The 12,717-nt window shown below is 33.6% G+C and carries 9 protein-coding genes; 1 reads left to right on the top strand and 8 read right to left on the bottom strand.

Translation table 11 applies throughout. From position 1 onward, the window contains the following. Positions 1–2: 2 nt before the first annotated feature. The 5 genes from AAGV28_RS13315 to AAGV28_RS13295 all read right to left on the bottom strand — a co-directional run bounded on the left by AAGV28_RS13315 (position 3) and on the right by AAGV28_RS13295 (position 7,379). Positions 3–734 carry a rhamnogalacturonan acetylesterase gene (locus AAGV28_RS13315; protein ID WP_373407244.1) on the bottom strand — a complete coding sequence of 244 codons (732 nt, stop codon included), beginning with the start codon at positions 732–734 and terminating at the stop codon, positions 3–5. 8 nt (positions 735–742) lie between these two features. After that, entirely contained in the window at positions 743–2,785 is a 2,043-nt protein-coding gene (gene pelA / locus AAGV28_RS13310) for a pectate lyase (protein WP_373407243.1), read from the bottom strand. A gap of 6 nt (positions 2,786–2,791) precedes the next feature. Then, positions 2,792–4,417: a glycoside hydrolase family 43 protein gene (locus AAGV28_RS13305; RefSeq protein ID WP_413789752.1), complete on the bottom strand. Its 1,626-nt coding sequence runs from the start codon at positions 4,415–4,417 to the stop codon at positions 2,792–2,794. 233 nt (positions 4,418–4,650) lie between these two features. Then, the gene (locus AAGV28_RS13300) at positions 4,651–5,868 is read right to left on the bottom strand and encodes a glycoside hydrolase family 88/105 protein (protein WP_373407242.1); all 1,218 of its coding nucleotides are present in this window, start codon (positions 5,866–5,868) and stop codon (positions 4,651–4,653) included. Between the two features lie 77 nt (positions 5,869–5,945). Further along, positions 5,946–7,379, bottom strand: a complete 1,434-nt coding sequence (locus AAGV28_RS13295; protein WP_373407241.1) for a glycoside hydrolase family 28 protein — start codon at positions 7,377–7,379, stop codon at positions 5,946–5,948. 332 nt (positions 7,380–7,711) lie between these two features. Here AAGV28_RS13295 and AAGV28_RS13290 point away from each other — a divergent pair, with 332 nt between their 5' ends. Further along, on the top strand, positions 7,712–8,734 hold the full coding sequence (locus AAGV28_RS13290; RefSeq protein WP_373407240.1) for a LacI family DNA-binding transcriptional regulator: 1,023 nt from the start codon (positions 7,712–7,714) through the stop codon (positions 8,732–8,734). Between the two features lie 181 nt (positions 8,735–8,915). On the opposite strand, the gene AAGV28_RS13285 is transcribed toward AAGV28_RS13290, so the two are convergent. From AAGV28_RS13285 to AAGV28_RS13275, 3 genes are read right to left on the bottom strand one after another with little or no spacing between them, the layout of a single operon-like run. Then, positions 8,916–10,532 carry a UxaA family hydrolase gene (locus AAGV28_RS13285; protein WP_373407239.1) on the bottom strand — a complete coding sequence of 539 codons (1,617 nt, stop codon included), beginning with the start codon at positions 10,530–10,532 and terminating at the stop codon, positions 8,916–8,918. Between the two features lie 32 nt (positions 10,533–10,564). After that, positions 10,565–12,007, bottom strand: coding sequence for a tagaturonate reductase (locus tag AAGV28_RS13280; protein WP_373407238.1), 1,443 nt, complete (start codon positions 12,005–12,007; stop codon positions 10,565–10,567). A 30-nt stretch (positions 12,008–12,037) separates the two neighbouring features. Then, positions 12,038–12,709, bottom strand: a complete 672-nt coding sequence (locus AAGV28_RS13275; RefSeq protein ID WP_373407237.1) for a bifunctional 4-hydroxy-2-oxoglutarate aldolase/2-dehydro-3-deoxy-phosphogluconate aldolase — start codon at positions 12,707–12,709, stop codon at positions 12,038–12,040. Positions 12,710–12,717: the final 8 nt, after the last annotated feature.

The following is a 12,717-nucleotide window of genomic DNA, read 5'->3' as shown; positions in this document are numbered from 1 at the left end:
GATTATTTAATGTGTTTTTTCAAATCTAAATCCGTTTTTTTCAATTCGGCTATAGCTAATTTAGCAATTTCAGTTGCACCTAATAATGACAAATGGGTATCGTCATGTTTTTCGGTTTTGTAAAAAGTACTTTCACCTGCATTAAAATGCAAATGCAATTTTTTAGAACCTTCCACTCCATAAGACTCTTCTAATAATTCCGTTAAATATTGCAAATCAATAAATGGCACTTTAAAATCTGTAGCAACTAATCGCGTTTCCAATGGATAAAGTCCGTGTGTATCTACCAAAGTACCTTCCGCATTAAAATTTCGTCTAACAATAGAAGAGAACAAAACCGGAGTTGCGCCTTTAGCTCTGGTTTCTTGCACAAATCGGATTAAATTTTGGCGATAAGCCGTACGCGGATTCGTGTACACACTTGGTTTATTTTCTTTTTGGTCGTTATGTCCAAATTGGATAAAAACATAATCGCCTTTTTTGAGTGTTTCTAAAACCGAATCCCAGCGTTTTTCATTGATAAAACTACGGGTGCTACGACCGTTTTGCGCTCTATTATCAATTACAACTTTATTGTCAAAAAATTGTTGTAAAACCTGTGCCCATCCGTGTTCTGGATTTTCAGTTGGATTGGATTTATTTGCCATTGTAGAATCGCCAATCGTGTATACTGTCGTTTTTTGGGCAAAACAACTACAAGCAATTAATAAAAAAAGGAATGATTTAATTCTCATAAATGTTTTTATTTAAAATTTGAATACCAATTCGAGTTTGGTTTCGAATTAGCATCTCCTAAAATATTTTCTAAAGTATATTTTTTAGCTTCTGATTTTTTCAATTGATGTGACCATGCCACTCTGTTTTGGGGCTGAAATCCTGGTCCTGAGCAATTGTATTCGGCATAAAAAGAAGTTTTCTCAGCATCTGCTTTTAACCAATTGTTCCAACCTTCTTTTCGAATGTGATTCCCCATTTCGCAATTCAGAAAAACTGTTTTTGCATGAATACGCCAAGGTCGCCCAAGATACACTTCAGTTGCTTTTTCATCTGCAGTCAATTTGCAATTCATAAAAACAAAACCATATTTTGCTCCTTCAGTTGTTGAAGCTGCAGTCAAATAAGAATCGCTTTTAGCATGAATCGTACAATTATCAAATACAGCTGTTGCATTTCCAAAAATAAAATCGACTGTTCCTTCAATAAAACAATCTTTAAAATACTGTTTAAATCCTTCGCCTGATGTGTATAAAGTATCCTGATTTCCTGAAATTATACAATTAGAAACCACCACTCTATTGGCAACTACAGACAAAGCGACAGCTTGCCCCACCGGACCAGCCGTATTTTGAATAGTCAAATTTGAAGCTCTAAAATCATTGGCTTCTACTGAAATTGTTGGTGTCAAAAAAGTGCTATTACGACCTAAATTGATTTTTCCAAAATAATCATCATAACTGATAATGGTTTTCTCTTTGCTTTCGCCAATCAATGAAATTTTAGTATTCCACTCCGGAATGCGGACTTTTTCATGATAAGTTCCATTTTTTACTGTAATAAAAACACGTTTATACGGAAAAGCTGGCGAATTGTATATGGCATCCTGAATACTCGTATAATCTCCACTCCCATCTAGCGCCACTACGATATTGTACTCATCTTTGGGTGATTTAGTTACTTTTTTTGGGATGAAATTCGATTCAGTTAAGAGTTTTTTTTTCCACTTATCGTATTTCTTCAATACTTCTTTGGGTTCATTGGTGTACCAGGCATAACCATTTCTTCTTTCGTCTCCAATTTCAGCTAAGGAATATTTTTTGACTCCGTCTCTGTCTGAAAAGAAAGGTTTATTATCATCCAATTCCATAAAACGAGCCCAAATTGGAAGCGCATTAGCATCCGGAATCATTTTTTTTTCGACTATTTTGCCGTTTTTAATAATTCGATCCTCCCTTAATCCTGTAATTTTTACTTTTTCGAACCAAGTAACCGCAGCATCAACCGCAGTAATTACTTCTTTCGAAGGATTCTCAATCGACATTAATAGTAAAACAATTTGAGCAGATTCTTTACCGCTTAATGAGGGCAACTCATACGCACGCGCTTTGACTGGCAAAAAAGTGTTTTCATCGTGTTGTGCACACCAGGCTGTCAACACACCGTTTTGTTTGTATTGGGTTTTAAGGATACAATCAATTCCTTTATCAAAAGCAATTTTGCATTTTTCAACAATTTCTTCCGATGGCTGTATTGAATAAAATCCTGTTTTATCTTTAATTTCTTTTAGAATGTCCAGAATTCGTACCATCGAATCATCATTATACGTAATGTGTGTGTAATACCCTTTTTTTAAAGGATAAAATTGCGGCCATCCACCATTATCGTATTGCGCTTTCAATAAATAATCCAATCCTGAAAGAAAAGCTTTTTTATACTTCTCATCAGGTTGATGCTTATAAATTTTAGAAAGAAAAAGCATTTCCTGAGAAGTCGCATTATTATCCGTAGTACAACCTTCTGTCGAATTTTTAAGAACTAATAATTCTTTCTTTTGAGCATCAGAAAGCGTTTTTTGGATTTGAATATTTTTTGGCCATCCTCCAATATTTCGTTGGTACAACAACACATTTTCAGCAAAAGCTTTTGCTTCAGCGGACGTAAACCACTGGTCATCACTATCCATTTCGGTAATACTATTCCATGATTTATCAAGAACTTGCGCATGAACTCTAAATCCTGTAGTAAATGAAAAAAGAAGTAGTACTATAACTTTGCAATATGTATTCATTATTTCTTATTTATTAAATCGAAACCAATCGATATTTACACTTCCAGCATCGTTAATTTTCCCTTCCCTAAGTGCAGTAATTCCAAGTTTAGCTCCAATCCATTTCCCTTCGCGAGATTTGAAATCTTCACCTAATGGTTGGAATTTTTCACCATCTAAACTATATAAGAAACTGCCTATTCCGCCATCTTTTACTTTCACTTGTAGATAAAAAGAATTACTTCCTATTTTTACTGCTTTGCTTTCCGTTTCAACGCCTTTTTTATCGGCATTTTTACAATTTACCTGAGAGATAAATAATTCTCCTTTTTCTTGTTTTACTTTTAGCATACTGTAATCCAAACCAAGGACAACTAAACCAACGCTTTCTCCGTCAAAACGTGCATTAAAAGTCATTTTGGCTGTAGCCGTAAATTCGTTAGCTGGAAATTTCTGTGCTAAAATATTGGGAACATCAAATAAATTGATTGCTTTTTCAGGCATTGGACGACAGAACATCGTGTAATGTCCCATTGATGTTGGCATTCCCCAATACACTTGATAATTAGCATGCCATTGCCATTGCAACCCTAATTTAGGCGAATTAAACTCATCAGAATCTGGAGGCGTCATTATTGGATAAGTTTTTCCAACATTCGGTTTTTTATAAGTCAAAACAGGTTCTCCTTTTCCGTCTTTGTCATTATCAATTCCAATAACAGGCCAATCGTTAATCCATTTCATCGGTTGCAAATGCACAATGCGTCCATAAGCCCCTTTATCCTGAAAATGAAAAAACCAATCTTCACCCGTTTGAGTTTGTACCCAAGCTCCCTGATGAGGTCCGTTAATAGGCGTATTTCCCTGATCTATAACTTTTCGTTTTTCATAAGGGCCAAAAACATTTTTAGAACGTAAAACCGTTTGCCAGCCCGTAGGAACACCACCTGCCGGAGCAAAAATATAGTAGTAACCATTGCGTTTGTAAAACTTTGGCCCTTCCACAGTTGCTTCATCAAGATGTCCGTCAAGAACCATAACCGCATCGTCATTAGCTACTGTTCCTTCAGGATTCATAGTACAAACTGCCAATAAACTTTTTGCGCCAGCACGACTTCCTGCAAAGGCAAATCCAAGATAAGCCTTTCCATCATCATCCCATAAAGGTGCCGGATCAATAAGTCCTACTCCTGCTTTTACTAATATTGGCTCAGACCAAGGTTCTTTTGGATCCTTAGTTTTTACCATATAAATTCCGTAATCCGGATCTGGATAATAAATATAAAACTCCTTATTGTGATAACGAATACAGGGTGCCCAAACTCCATTTCCGTGTTGCGGGATATCAAAAACATCAAAAGGAGGTTGTTTTTGAAGTGCATAATTTACCAATTCCCAATTGACCATATCCTTAGAATGTAAAATAGGCAAACCAGGAACACAATTAAAAGAAGAAGCAGTCATGTAATAATCGTCCCCCACTCTAATCGCATCCGGATCAGAATAATCAGCATGCAAAATGGGATTTTTATAAGTTCCATCGCCATTATCAGCAACCCAAACTTTAGAATATTCATTTGTTTTTTGTGCAACAGTTAGTTGGCTCGAAAGCATAACTAATCCTATTGCAACTGCATTATTTATAAACTTCATAGAAAAAAATTATATATTTAATAATTTGATTTTTTAAACCATATAAGTCATAAAAGTTTTGACCTGAATTCGTTTAATTTACAAATTTAACTTTAAATACAAGCCCACATAAGCATAAATTGGCTTGAGAAATCTCATTTTAGATTTAAAAAAACCATTAAGAAATTAAGAGACATTAAGTCTAAATTTTCTTAATTTCTTAATGATGAACTTTAAATCTTTATGGTTTGAAATTATCTGTTTAATTCGATAGCTGCTAAAATAAATGGCCCTGTTGCTTTAGGATCATTATCTTTCTTTTTCTCATTTACATAATATTCATAAGAACCATCTCTATATGGATTTCCGCCTAAACCTGCTACTTGACAACATTGAGTCAATGTAATTCCACCATCAGCATCAGTCTTGATTAATTGAGTAGTTAAACCATCAAAAGCATGATTAGCTACTTTTTTAAATTTAGCTGGCAAATAGCCTTTGTTTACTCCTTTTGCTAAAGCATAAGCAAACATTGAAGAACCTGAAGCTTCAAGATAGTTTCCTTCTCTATTACCCATATCAGTCACCTGATACCACAATCCTGATTTTTTATCTTGTACTTTTTCTAAAGCAACCGCCAATTCGTTCAAGTAACCTACTAACTCTTTTTGTTTTGGGTGTTCTTTTGGAAAATTATCTAGAACATCAACTAATGCCATTGCATACCAACCTAAAGCACGTGACCAGAAATTAGGTGATTTTCCAGTTACTTTATCAGCCCAAGGCATTTTTCTGCTTTCGTCCCAAGCATGGTACAACAATCCTGTCTTAGGATCTTTATCGTTTTTTTCAAGTAATTCAAATTGTTTTGCAACATCATCCAGTTTTTTTCCATTTTCAAAAGTGGTTGTGTATTGTGTATAGAAAGGTTGTCCCATATACAATCCATCTAACCACATTTGGTTTGGATAAATTTGTTTGTGCCAAAATCCGCCACTAGCTGTTCGAGGATGCTCATCTAATTGTTTTCTGATGGTTTGCATAGCCGTTAAATATTTTGTTTCTTTCGTTCTATCGTAGATATCAAACAAAATATTAGCTGCTACCACCATATCGATATTGTATTTATCCATATCATAAGTAGCAATATTACCCTTTTCGTCAATTAAAGCATCGGCGTATCCTTTTACATATTCGTAATATCTTTCGTCGCCTGTTTTTTTATAAAGTTCCTCAATAGAACTCGCTACTAAACCGTGAACATAATCCCATTTTGCTGTAGTTCTATCATCAATTTGAAAAGCTTTCGGATGACGTTTCATTAATGTCAACGCCATTTTTTCTGACCATTTCAAGTTTGGTGATGTTAATTCTTTTTTAGCCGAAGCTGAATTTGACTGAGATTTACAGCTTGTAAACGCAAAAGTTCCTGCTAAAATAAAAGTGAAAATAAATTGACTTGCTTTCATCATATTATATTTTTTAAATTGATTATATGTATTTCTTTTTTAAACTTCCTGATTGTTAATTTTATAAAAAACGCTAATTCTTATTTAGGACTTTCTATTTTTTTTCCGTTGATATAAGTATCAACAAATTGAATATTAGTTACATTTTCTATCGAATATGCTTCACCTACTTTGTCAATTGTTACATTTTTCAACAATACGTTTTCAATTGGTAGCTCTTTGTATCCTTTAGCCAAAACACCAAATTTCCCACCATTTTTAACTTTAACATTTTCTAAAATCACATTCTTTACCTGAGGTATAAAATTTCCTGTTTGATTTCCGTAAACATTATAGAACATATTGATTCTTAAAACCGCTTCTTTTACTTGTCCTACTTCTATGTTTCGCACAAAAACATTTTCAACAATTCCACCTCTTCTAGAATTTGATTTTATTCGAATGGCTCTATCTAAATTAGGACTATCCATTTTACAATTTTCGACAAAAACATTCTTTATCCCTCCAGTCATTTCACTTCCCATAACCACACCACCGTGACCGTCAAGCATCATACAATCTTGCACAATGATGTTTTCGCTTTTCATTGCTACGCGTCTTCCATCGCCATCTTTACCTGCTTTTATTGCAATGCAATCGTCCCCTGTATTAAAAGTACAATTTTTGATAATCACATTTTTAGAATATTCTGGATCACAACCGTCATTATTAGGACCATGACTTTCAACTGTTACACCATCAACTGTTACATTAGTGGATTTCATTGGATGGATTACCCAAAATGGTGCATTTATAATTTTCACACCTTTGATCAAAGCATCAGTACAGCTAAAAAACTCTACAAAACTCGGTCTTAAATAAGAACCTTCCCCATAAATTCTTTGCTCTACAGGTACATTTTGTTCTCCTGATTCTACTAAACGAATACGATTTTGAGGGTCATTTTGATTTCCTTTTCCTTCAGACCATCCGTATTGTTTTGCACCACACCAGTACCACCAATTTTCATTATCGGCTTGACCATTTAAAACTCCTTTACCTGTAACGGCGATATTTTTTTTATTGTAAGCATAAATTAACGGGGAATGATTCATCAACTCCGTTCCTTCAAACGAAGTAAGTACCAATGGATAATCAGAAGATTTAGTGCTAAACAAAATCTCAGCCCCCTCTTCTAAATGAAGATTAACATTATTATCTAAATGAATTGGTCCAGTTAAAAATTTACCTGATGGGACAACAACTTTTCCGCCTCCATTTTTAGTACAAGTTTCGATTGCTTTTTTAAAGGCTTCCGAATTATTAACTATTCCATCGCTTTTTGCTCCAAAATCAATAATATTGTATGTTTTGTTTTTAAAAGTTGGAACCACTACTGCTTTTTCAATTTGTTGTTTTACTTTCCAAGGATTTACTAAAACATCTGTGCTTTTTTGAGTAGCACAATTAAAAAAAATAGCCGACATTAAAGCTGTAGAAAAACACAAAAGCGAACCGTAAAATTTATTTTTCATTGATTATAAAATTAAAGAAGTTTAAATTTTGAATAAAAACAATCGACTAGCACAAATTCCATTCTGAAATAACACAACAAATCCATGCAATCGATTACACAAATCTATATATATTTTTTATAAAAAACTATAAATTTGGATAAAAAAAAATAGATTTGCATAAAATAAAGATGTTTTATTTTACTTTATAGAAAAAAAACTGTAAAAAAGAGCTATTAGCTTTAAAAACGGTCTAAAAAAACTTCTTTTGATTTCAAAATCAAATTAATACAAAACACAAACAAATAATTATATAAAAAAATATATTATTTTTACCGAGATAGACTATTATAATGAGTGAAAAAACAACAATTTATGACATTGCTAAAGAGCTAAATATCACTGCAGCAACTGTTTCAAGAGCATTAAACAATAACCCGAAAATAAGCCATAGTACACGAAAATTAGTTCTGGAAACCGCTAATAGAATGAACTATAAGCAAAACAGACTAGCACTAGCATTAAGAAGCGGAAAAAGCAATAATGTTGGCGTAATTGTACCCCGTATAAATACCAATTTTTTTGCTTCGGTAATTAGAGGTATTGAGGAAGGTTTGCACCCAGAAGGCTATCAGGTTATTATTTGTCAGACACATGAAGACGAAAACAGAGAAATTGAAAACATCAATACTTTATTAAATGCTCAGGTTGACGGTATCTTAATGTCTATTTCAAATCTTCCAAAAGAAAACAACCATTACATTGAACGTGTCATTCAAAAAAACATTCCGTTAATCTTTTTTGATAGAAAAAAAGAGATGGAAAATGTAAGTTCTGTAACTATTGATGATTACCAAGCTTCTTATCAAACCACACAACATCTTATTAATCAAGGCTGTGATAAAATTGCTTACTTCTCTGGAGACCGATCGTTAGAAATATATGAAGACCGTTACAGAGGTTACGAACAAGCTTTATTAGACAACAATATACCAATAAACGAAGATTACATTATCACCATAAAAAGTAATGTCACCGAAGGAAGAGATGCTGTTGAAAAATTATTAGCGTTAGAAAACCCACCCAATGCTATTTTTTCCACCAGTGATTTTGCGGCTTTAGGTGCCATCCAAAAACTAAAAGAACGCGGTATTAAAATTCCGGAAGATTTCTGTGTTTTTGGTTTTGGCAATGAGCCATTCACTAAATTTATGGAATTAACGATCTCCTCAATTGATCAGTCCCCACTAGAAATGGGAAAAATGGCTGCTCAGGTATTCCTAGACAAAATAAACAATAGAAAATCTGAAAACAAAGTGGTTTTATTACCCAAATTACTTATCCGTCAGTCTTCGACTAGAATTCCTCAAGTGTAATACACTCCAGATTGGATTTGATAGAATCAAAAAATCAACGCAGATTTACCGATTATAAATTTTAAAATCGGCGAATCTGCGGTCTTTTTTTAAGCTTGAGTAAATTTCTATTCGAAAAAAAAAGGGAGGCATTTAAAAAACACCTCCCTTTCTAACTAAAAACAAAATCTAAAAACAATCTTTATAGCGATACGCCTCGTTTCCAAGGAATGAAGTCGTTTTGATTTAAAATCGCAGCCTTAGTCTTAATTTCACCACTAGCTACTTTAATAATATATTCTAACATTTCGTCAGCCGTTTCTTCAATCGATTTATCACCTGTTATAATTCCACCAGTGTTAAAATCGATAATATCAGACATTTTTTCTGCCAATTGCGTATTAGATGATACTTTTACAACTGGAGCAATTGGATTTCCTGTTGGAGTTCCTAAACCTGTTGTAAACAATACCATATTCGCTCCTGAACCTACCATTGCAGTTGTACATTCCACGTCGTTTCCTGGAGTACACAATAATGTAAATCCTGGCTCGTTGATGTACTCTCCATAATCATAAACTCCTACAATTGGTGAAGTTCCACCTTTTTTAGAAGCACCTGCTGATTTCATAGCATCAGTAATCAAACCGTCTTTGATGTTACCCGGAGAAGGATTCATATCAAATCCTGAACCTGCATCAACAACCGTTTTCTCATACCATTGCATTAATTCTAAGAAACGTTCTCCGTCTTTATCATCTACACAACGGTTAACTAATTCTTGCTCAACACCGCATAATTCTGGGAATTCAGAAAGAATAGTAGTTCCTCCTAAAGCCACTAATTTATCGGATAATACTCCTAATGTTGGGTTTGCCGAAATTCCAGAGAATCCATCAGAACCACCACACTCTAAACCAATTCTTAATTTAGATAATGGAGCAGGAGTTCTCTTAATTTCATTTGCTTTTTTAATCGCTTCGAAAGAATCTTTAACCACACTAGACAACATTGCTTCGATAGTTCCAATTGATTGTTGGTCGTAAATTAAAACTGGTTTTTGGCTATTAGGATTAATAGCTTTTAAAGCATCCTGGAAAATTGAGATTTGTAAGTTTTGACAACCTAAACTCAGCACTGTTGCTCCAGCTACGTTAGGATTATTTACATATCCAGCCAATAATTTTGCTAAACTATGAGCATCCTGACGAATTCCTCCACAACCACCTTGGTGTGTGATGAATTTTACTTCGATATTATTGAATAATTCAGCATCATTTGAAGCCGCTTCGTTACCAGTACCTCCAGTTTCTGATTTCACTAATGAACGCAACAACAATTGGTAATCGTTTTCTTTTGGTTTTAATAATTCTTTTTCAAATATATCTTTTAAGATTTCAATATTTCTGTTTTCACAAAAAACTAAAGGAAAAAACAACCAAACATTCTCAGTTCCAACTTGCCCATCTTCTCTATGATATCCCATGAAAGTTTTATCTTTCCATTTGTCCACATTAGGAACATCCCAACCAATAGTTTCTGTTTTACCAGTAACTTTAGCACTTTCGTGTTTTACATTAAGAGTAGTAATAACATCTCCTTTTGCAATTTTTTGGTTTGCTTTCCCTACGATAACACCATACATATAAATTTTGTCTCCAGATTCAAAATCTTTCATCGCAATTTTATGCTTCATTTTAGTATCTGATAATACTAAAACGTCTTCTCCTTCAAATGCAATAGTTTCTCCAGCAACCAGGTTTACTAAAGCTACAGCCACATTATCAGAAGGATCTACTTTTATTAATTTCTTTTGCATTTTAATTACTTGGTTTTTTTGTTTTTTGTCTTTTATTTTTTTTGAGAGAAATTGATATAACCTTGTTCTATACCATTGGCTTCAATTTCATTTAAAGCAAGCACTAAAGTTTGTGCCAATCCGTCAACTTTTGTTAAATCTTCATCCCAAAATGCTGTATTACTTAAAACGCTAGCCACAACAGCATCTAAATCTTTTAATTCCCAAGCGTTTTTGAATGCTTCAACTAATTCTGGAGTATCTTTTACAGGTAAAGCTTCATTATTCCAAGTTCCTTTATAGAATTGGATCAAACAAGCTAATGAAAAAGTTAAGCTAGTAGGAAGTTGTTTAGTAGCATTATAATATCCTAATAAACTTGGCAAAACTCTTACTTTGAATTTTGAGATAGAATTTAAAGCAATATCAGCCAATGCGTGTTTGATAAATGGATTTTTAAAACGATCCATTACCTCTTCAGCATAAGCAGTGATTTCGTTTTTATCCATAGGAAGGGTTTCACTAATTTCACTGATAACATTATCTACAAACGGTCCAGTAAAACCACCATTAACCGTTTCCATTACTAATTTATTACCAAATAAAAGTGAAACAGGAACCATTGCAGTATGCGCACCATTCAAAATACGAACTTTAATCATTTTGAAAGGACGAATATCATCAACAATCTTCACGTTTAAATCTGTTTTATGAAATGGTAATTTCGCTTTCAAATCTTCACCACCTTCGATAGCCCAAAGGAAGAATGGCTCAGCCGCAACAATTAAATTATCCTGATAATCTAATTTGTTATTGTAATCTTCAATTTCTGCTCTTGGATATCCAGGAACGATTCTGTCAACCAAAGTACTGTGATAGGTACAAGCATCAGATACCCAAGTTTTGAATGCGTTCTCTAATTTCCATAAATCAACATATTGCAAAATACATTTTTTCAAAGCTTCTGAATTGTAATCAATCAATTCACAAGGAATGATAGTCAGTCCTTTAGCAGCATCTCCATTGAAATGTTTGAATCTTTCGTATAATAAAACCGTCAACTTTGCAGGGAAAGAAGCTGGTGGCTGCATATCTGGAGTATCAGTATTAACAAATTCAATTCCTGCTTCGGTAGTATTTGAAACAATAAATTGAAGTTCCTCTTCTTTAGCTAATGCTAAATAATCAGCAAAATTACTATAAGGGTTTATTGCTTTTACAATATTAGAAATTAACTGAATGTCTTGTATTTTCTCACCTTTTTTGATTCCGTTCATAAACAAGGTATAAAGACCATCCTGATCATTAATCATGTCTACCATACCACCTGCTAATGGTTGAACAACTGCAATTCCGGCATTGAAATCTACTTCATTATTTAATCTTTGAAAAGCGTAATCCACGAAAGCTCTTAAAAAATTACCTTCTCCAAATTGTACTACTTTAATTGGATTTAATTGCTCTAAACCTCTATTTTTTCTATTTAATTTTTCCATTGTATTGAACTAAATCTATTGTACTAATTTTTATTTTTTGCGTAAATCGCTAATAATTGCTAAAGTATCTTTTACTTTTTGAGTTAATCCAGCGTAGTCATTGCTCTCTAAAACTGCTGCTGAGATTAATTGAGAACCAATTCCAACACAAGTTACACCTGCATCAAACCAAGATTTCAAGTTTTCTCTTTCAGTAGAAACTCCTCCTGTAGGCATAATGCTTGTCCAAGGACATGGTCCTTTGATTCCTTTGATAAATTGTGGACCGTAGATTTCTCCTGGGAACAATTTTACAATTTCGCAACCTAACTCTTCGGCTCTGGCAATCTCTGTCAATGTACCACAACCTGGAGACCATAATACTTTTCTACGATTACAAGCAATAGCAATATCTTCTCTAAAAACAGGAGTTACAATAAAATTAGCTCCTATTTGCATATACAATGAAGCAGCTGCAGCATCAGTTACAGATCCTACTCCCATTATCATTCCTGGTAATTCTTTGATAGCGTATTTTGTTAATTCAGCAAAAACTTCGTGAGCGAAATCTCCTCTGGCAGTAAACTCCATCAAACGAGCTCCTCCATCATAACAAGCTTTCAAAACATTTTTACTTACTTCAATATCTTTGTTAAAAAACAATGGAATCATCCCTGTTTCTTTCATTGCAGTAGCAACTTCTATACGTGTAAATTGAGCCATTTTATCTT

Origin of the sequence: Flavobacterium zubiriense, from assembly GCF_041729725.1 — a bacterium.
Taxonomy (GTDB): Bacteria; Bacteroidota; Bacteroidia; order Flavobacteriales; family Flavobacteriaceae; genus Flavobacterium; species Flavobacterium zubiriense.
Note: the sequence above shows the minus strand (reverse complement) of the source record. Positions and strands in the feature narration are given on the sequence as shown.

Excerpts from the sequence above, each read along its gene's own strand:
- AAGV28_RS13315 (WP_373407244.1), bottom strand. The coding sequence starts at position 734 with ATGAGAATTAAATCATTCCTTTTTTTATTAATTGCTTGTAGTTGTTTT.
- pelA (WP_373407243.1), bottom strand. The coding sequence starts at position 2,785 with ATGAATACATATTGCAAAGTTATAGTACTACTTCTTTTTTCATTTACT.
- AAGV28_RS13305 (WP_413789752.1), bottom strand. The coding sequence starts at position 4,417 with ATGAAGTTTATAAATAATGCAGTTGCAATAGGATTAGTTATGCTTTCG.
- AAGV28_RS13300 (WP_373407242.1), bottom strand. The coding sequence starts at position 5,868 with ATGATGAAAGCAAGTCAATTTATTTTCACTTTTATTTTAGCAGGAACT.
- AAGV28_RS13295 (WP_373407241.1), bottom strand. The coding sequence starts at position 7,379 with ATGAAAAATAAATTTTACGGTTCGCTTTTGTGTTTTTCTACAGCTTTA.
- AAGV28_RS13290 (WP_373407240.1), top strand. The coding sequence starts at position 7,712 with ATGAGTGAAAAAACAACAATTTATGACATTGCTAAAGAGCTAAATATC.
- AAGV28_RS13285 (WP_373407239.1), bottom strand. The coding sequence starts at position 10,532 with ATGCAAAAGAAATTAATAAAAGTAGATCCTTCTGATAATGTGGCTGTA.
- AAGV28_RS13280 (WP_373407238.1), bottom strand. The coding sequence starts at position 12,007 with ATGGAAAAATTAAATAGAAAAAATAGAGGTTTAGAGCAATTAAATCCA.
- AAGV28_RS13275 (WP_373407237.1), bottom strand. The coding sequence starts at position 12,709 with ATGGCTCAATTTACACGTATAGAAGTTGCTACTGCAATGAAAGAAACA.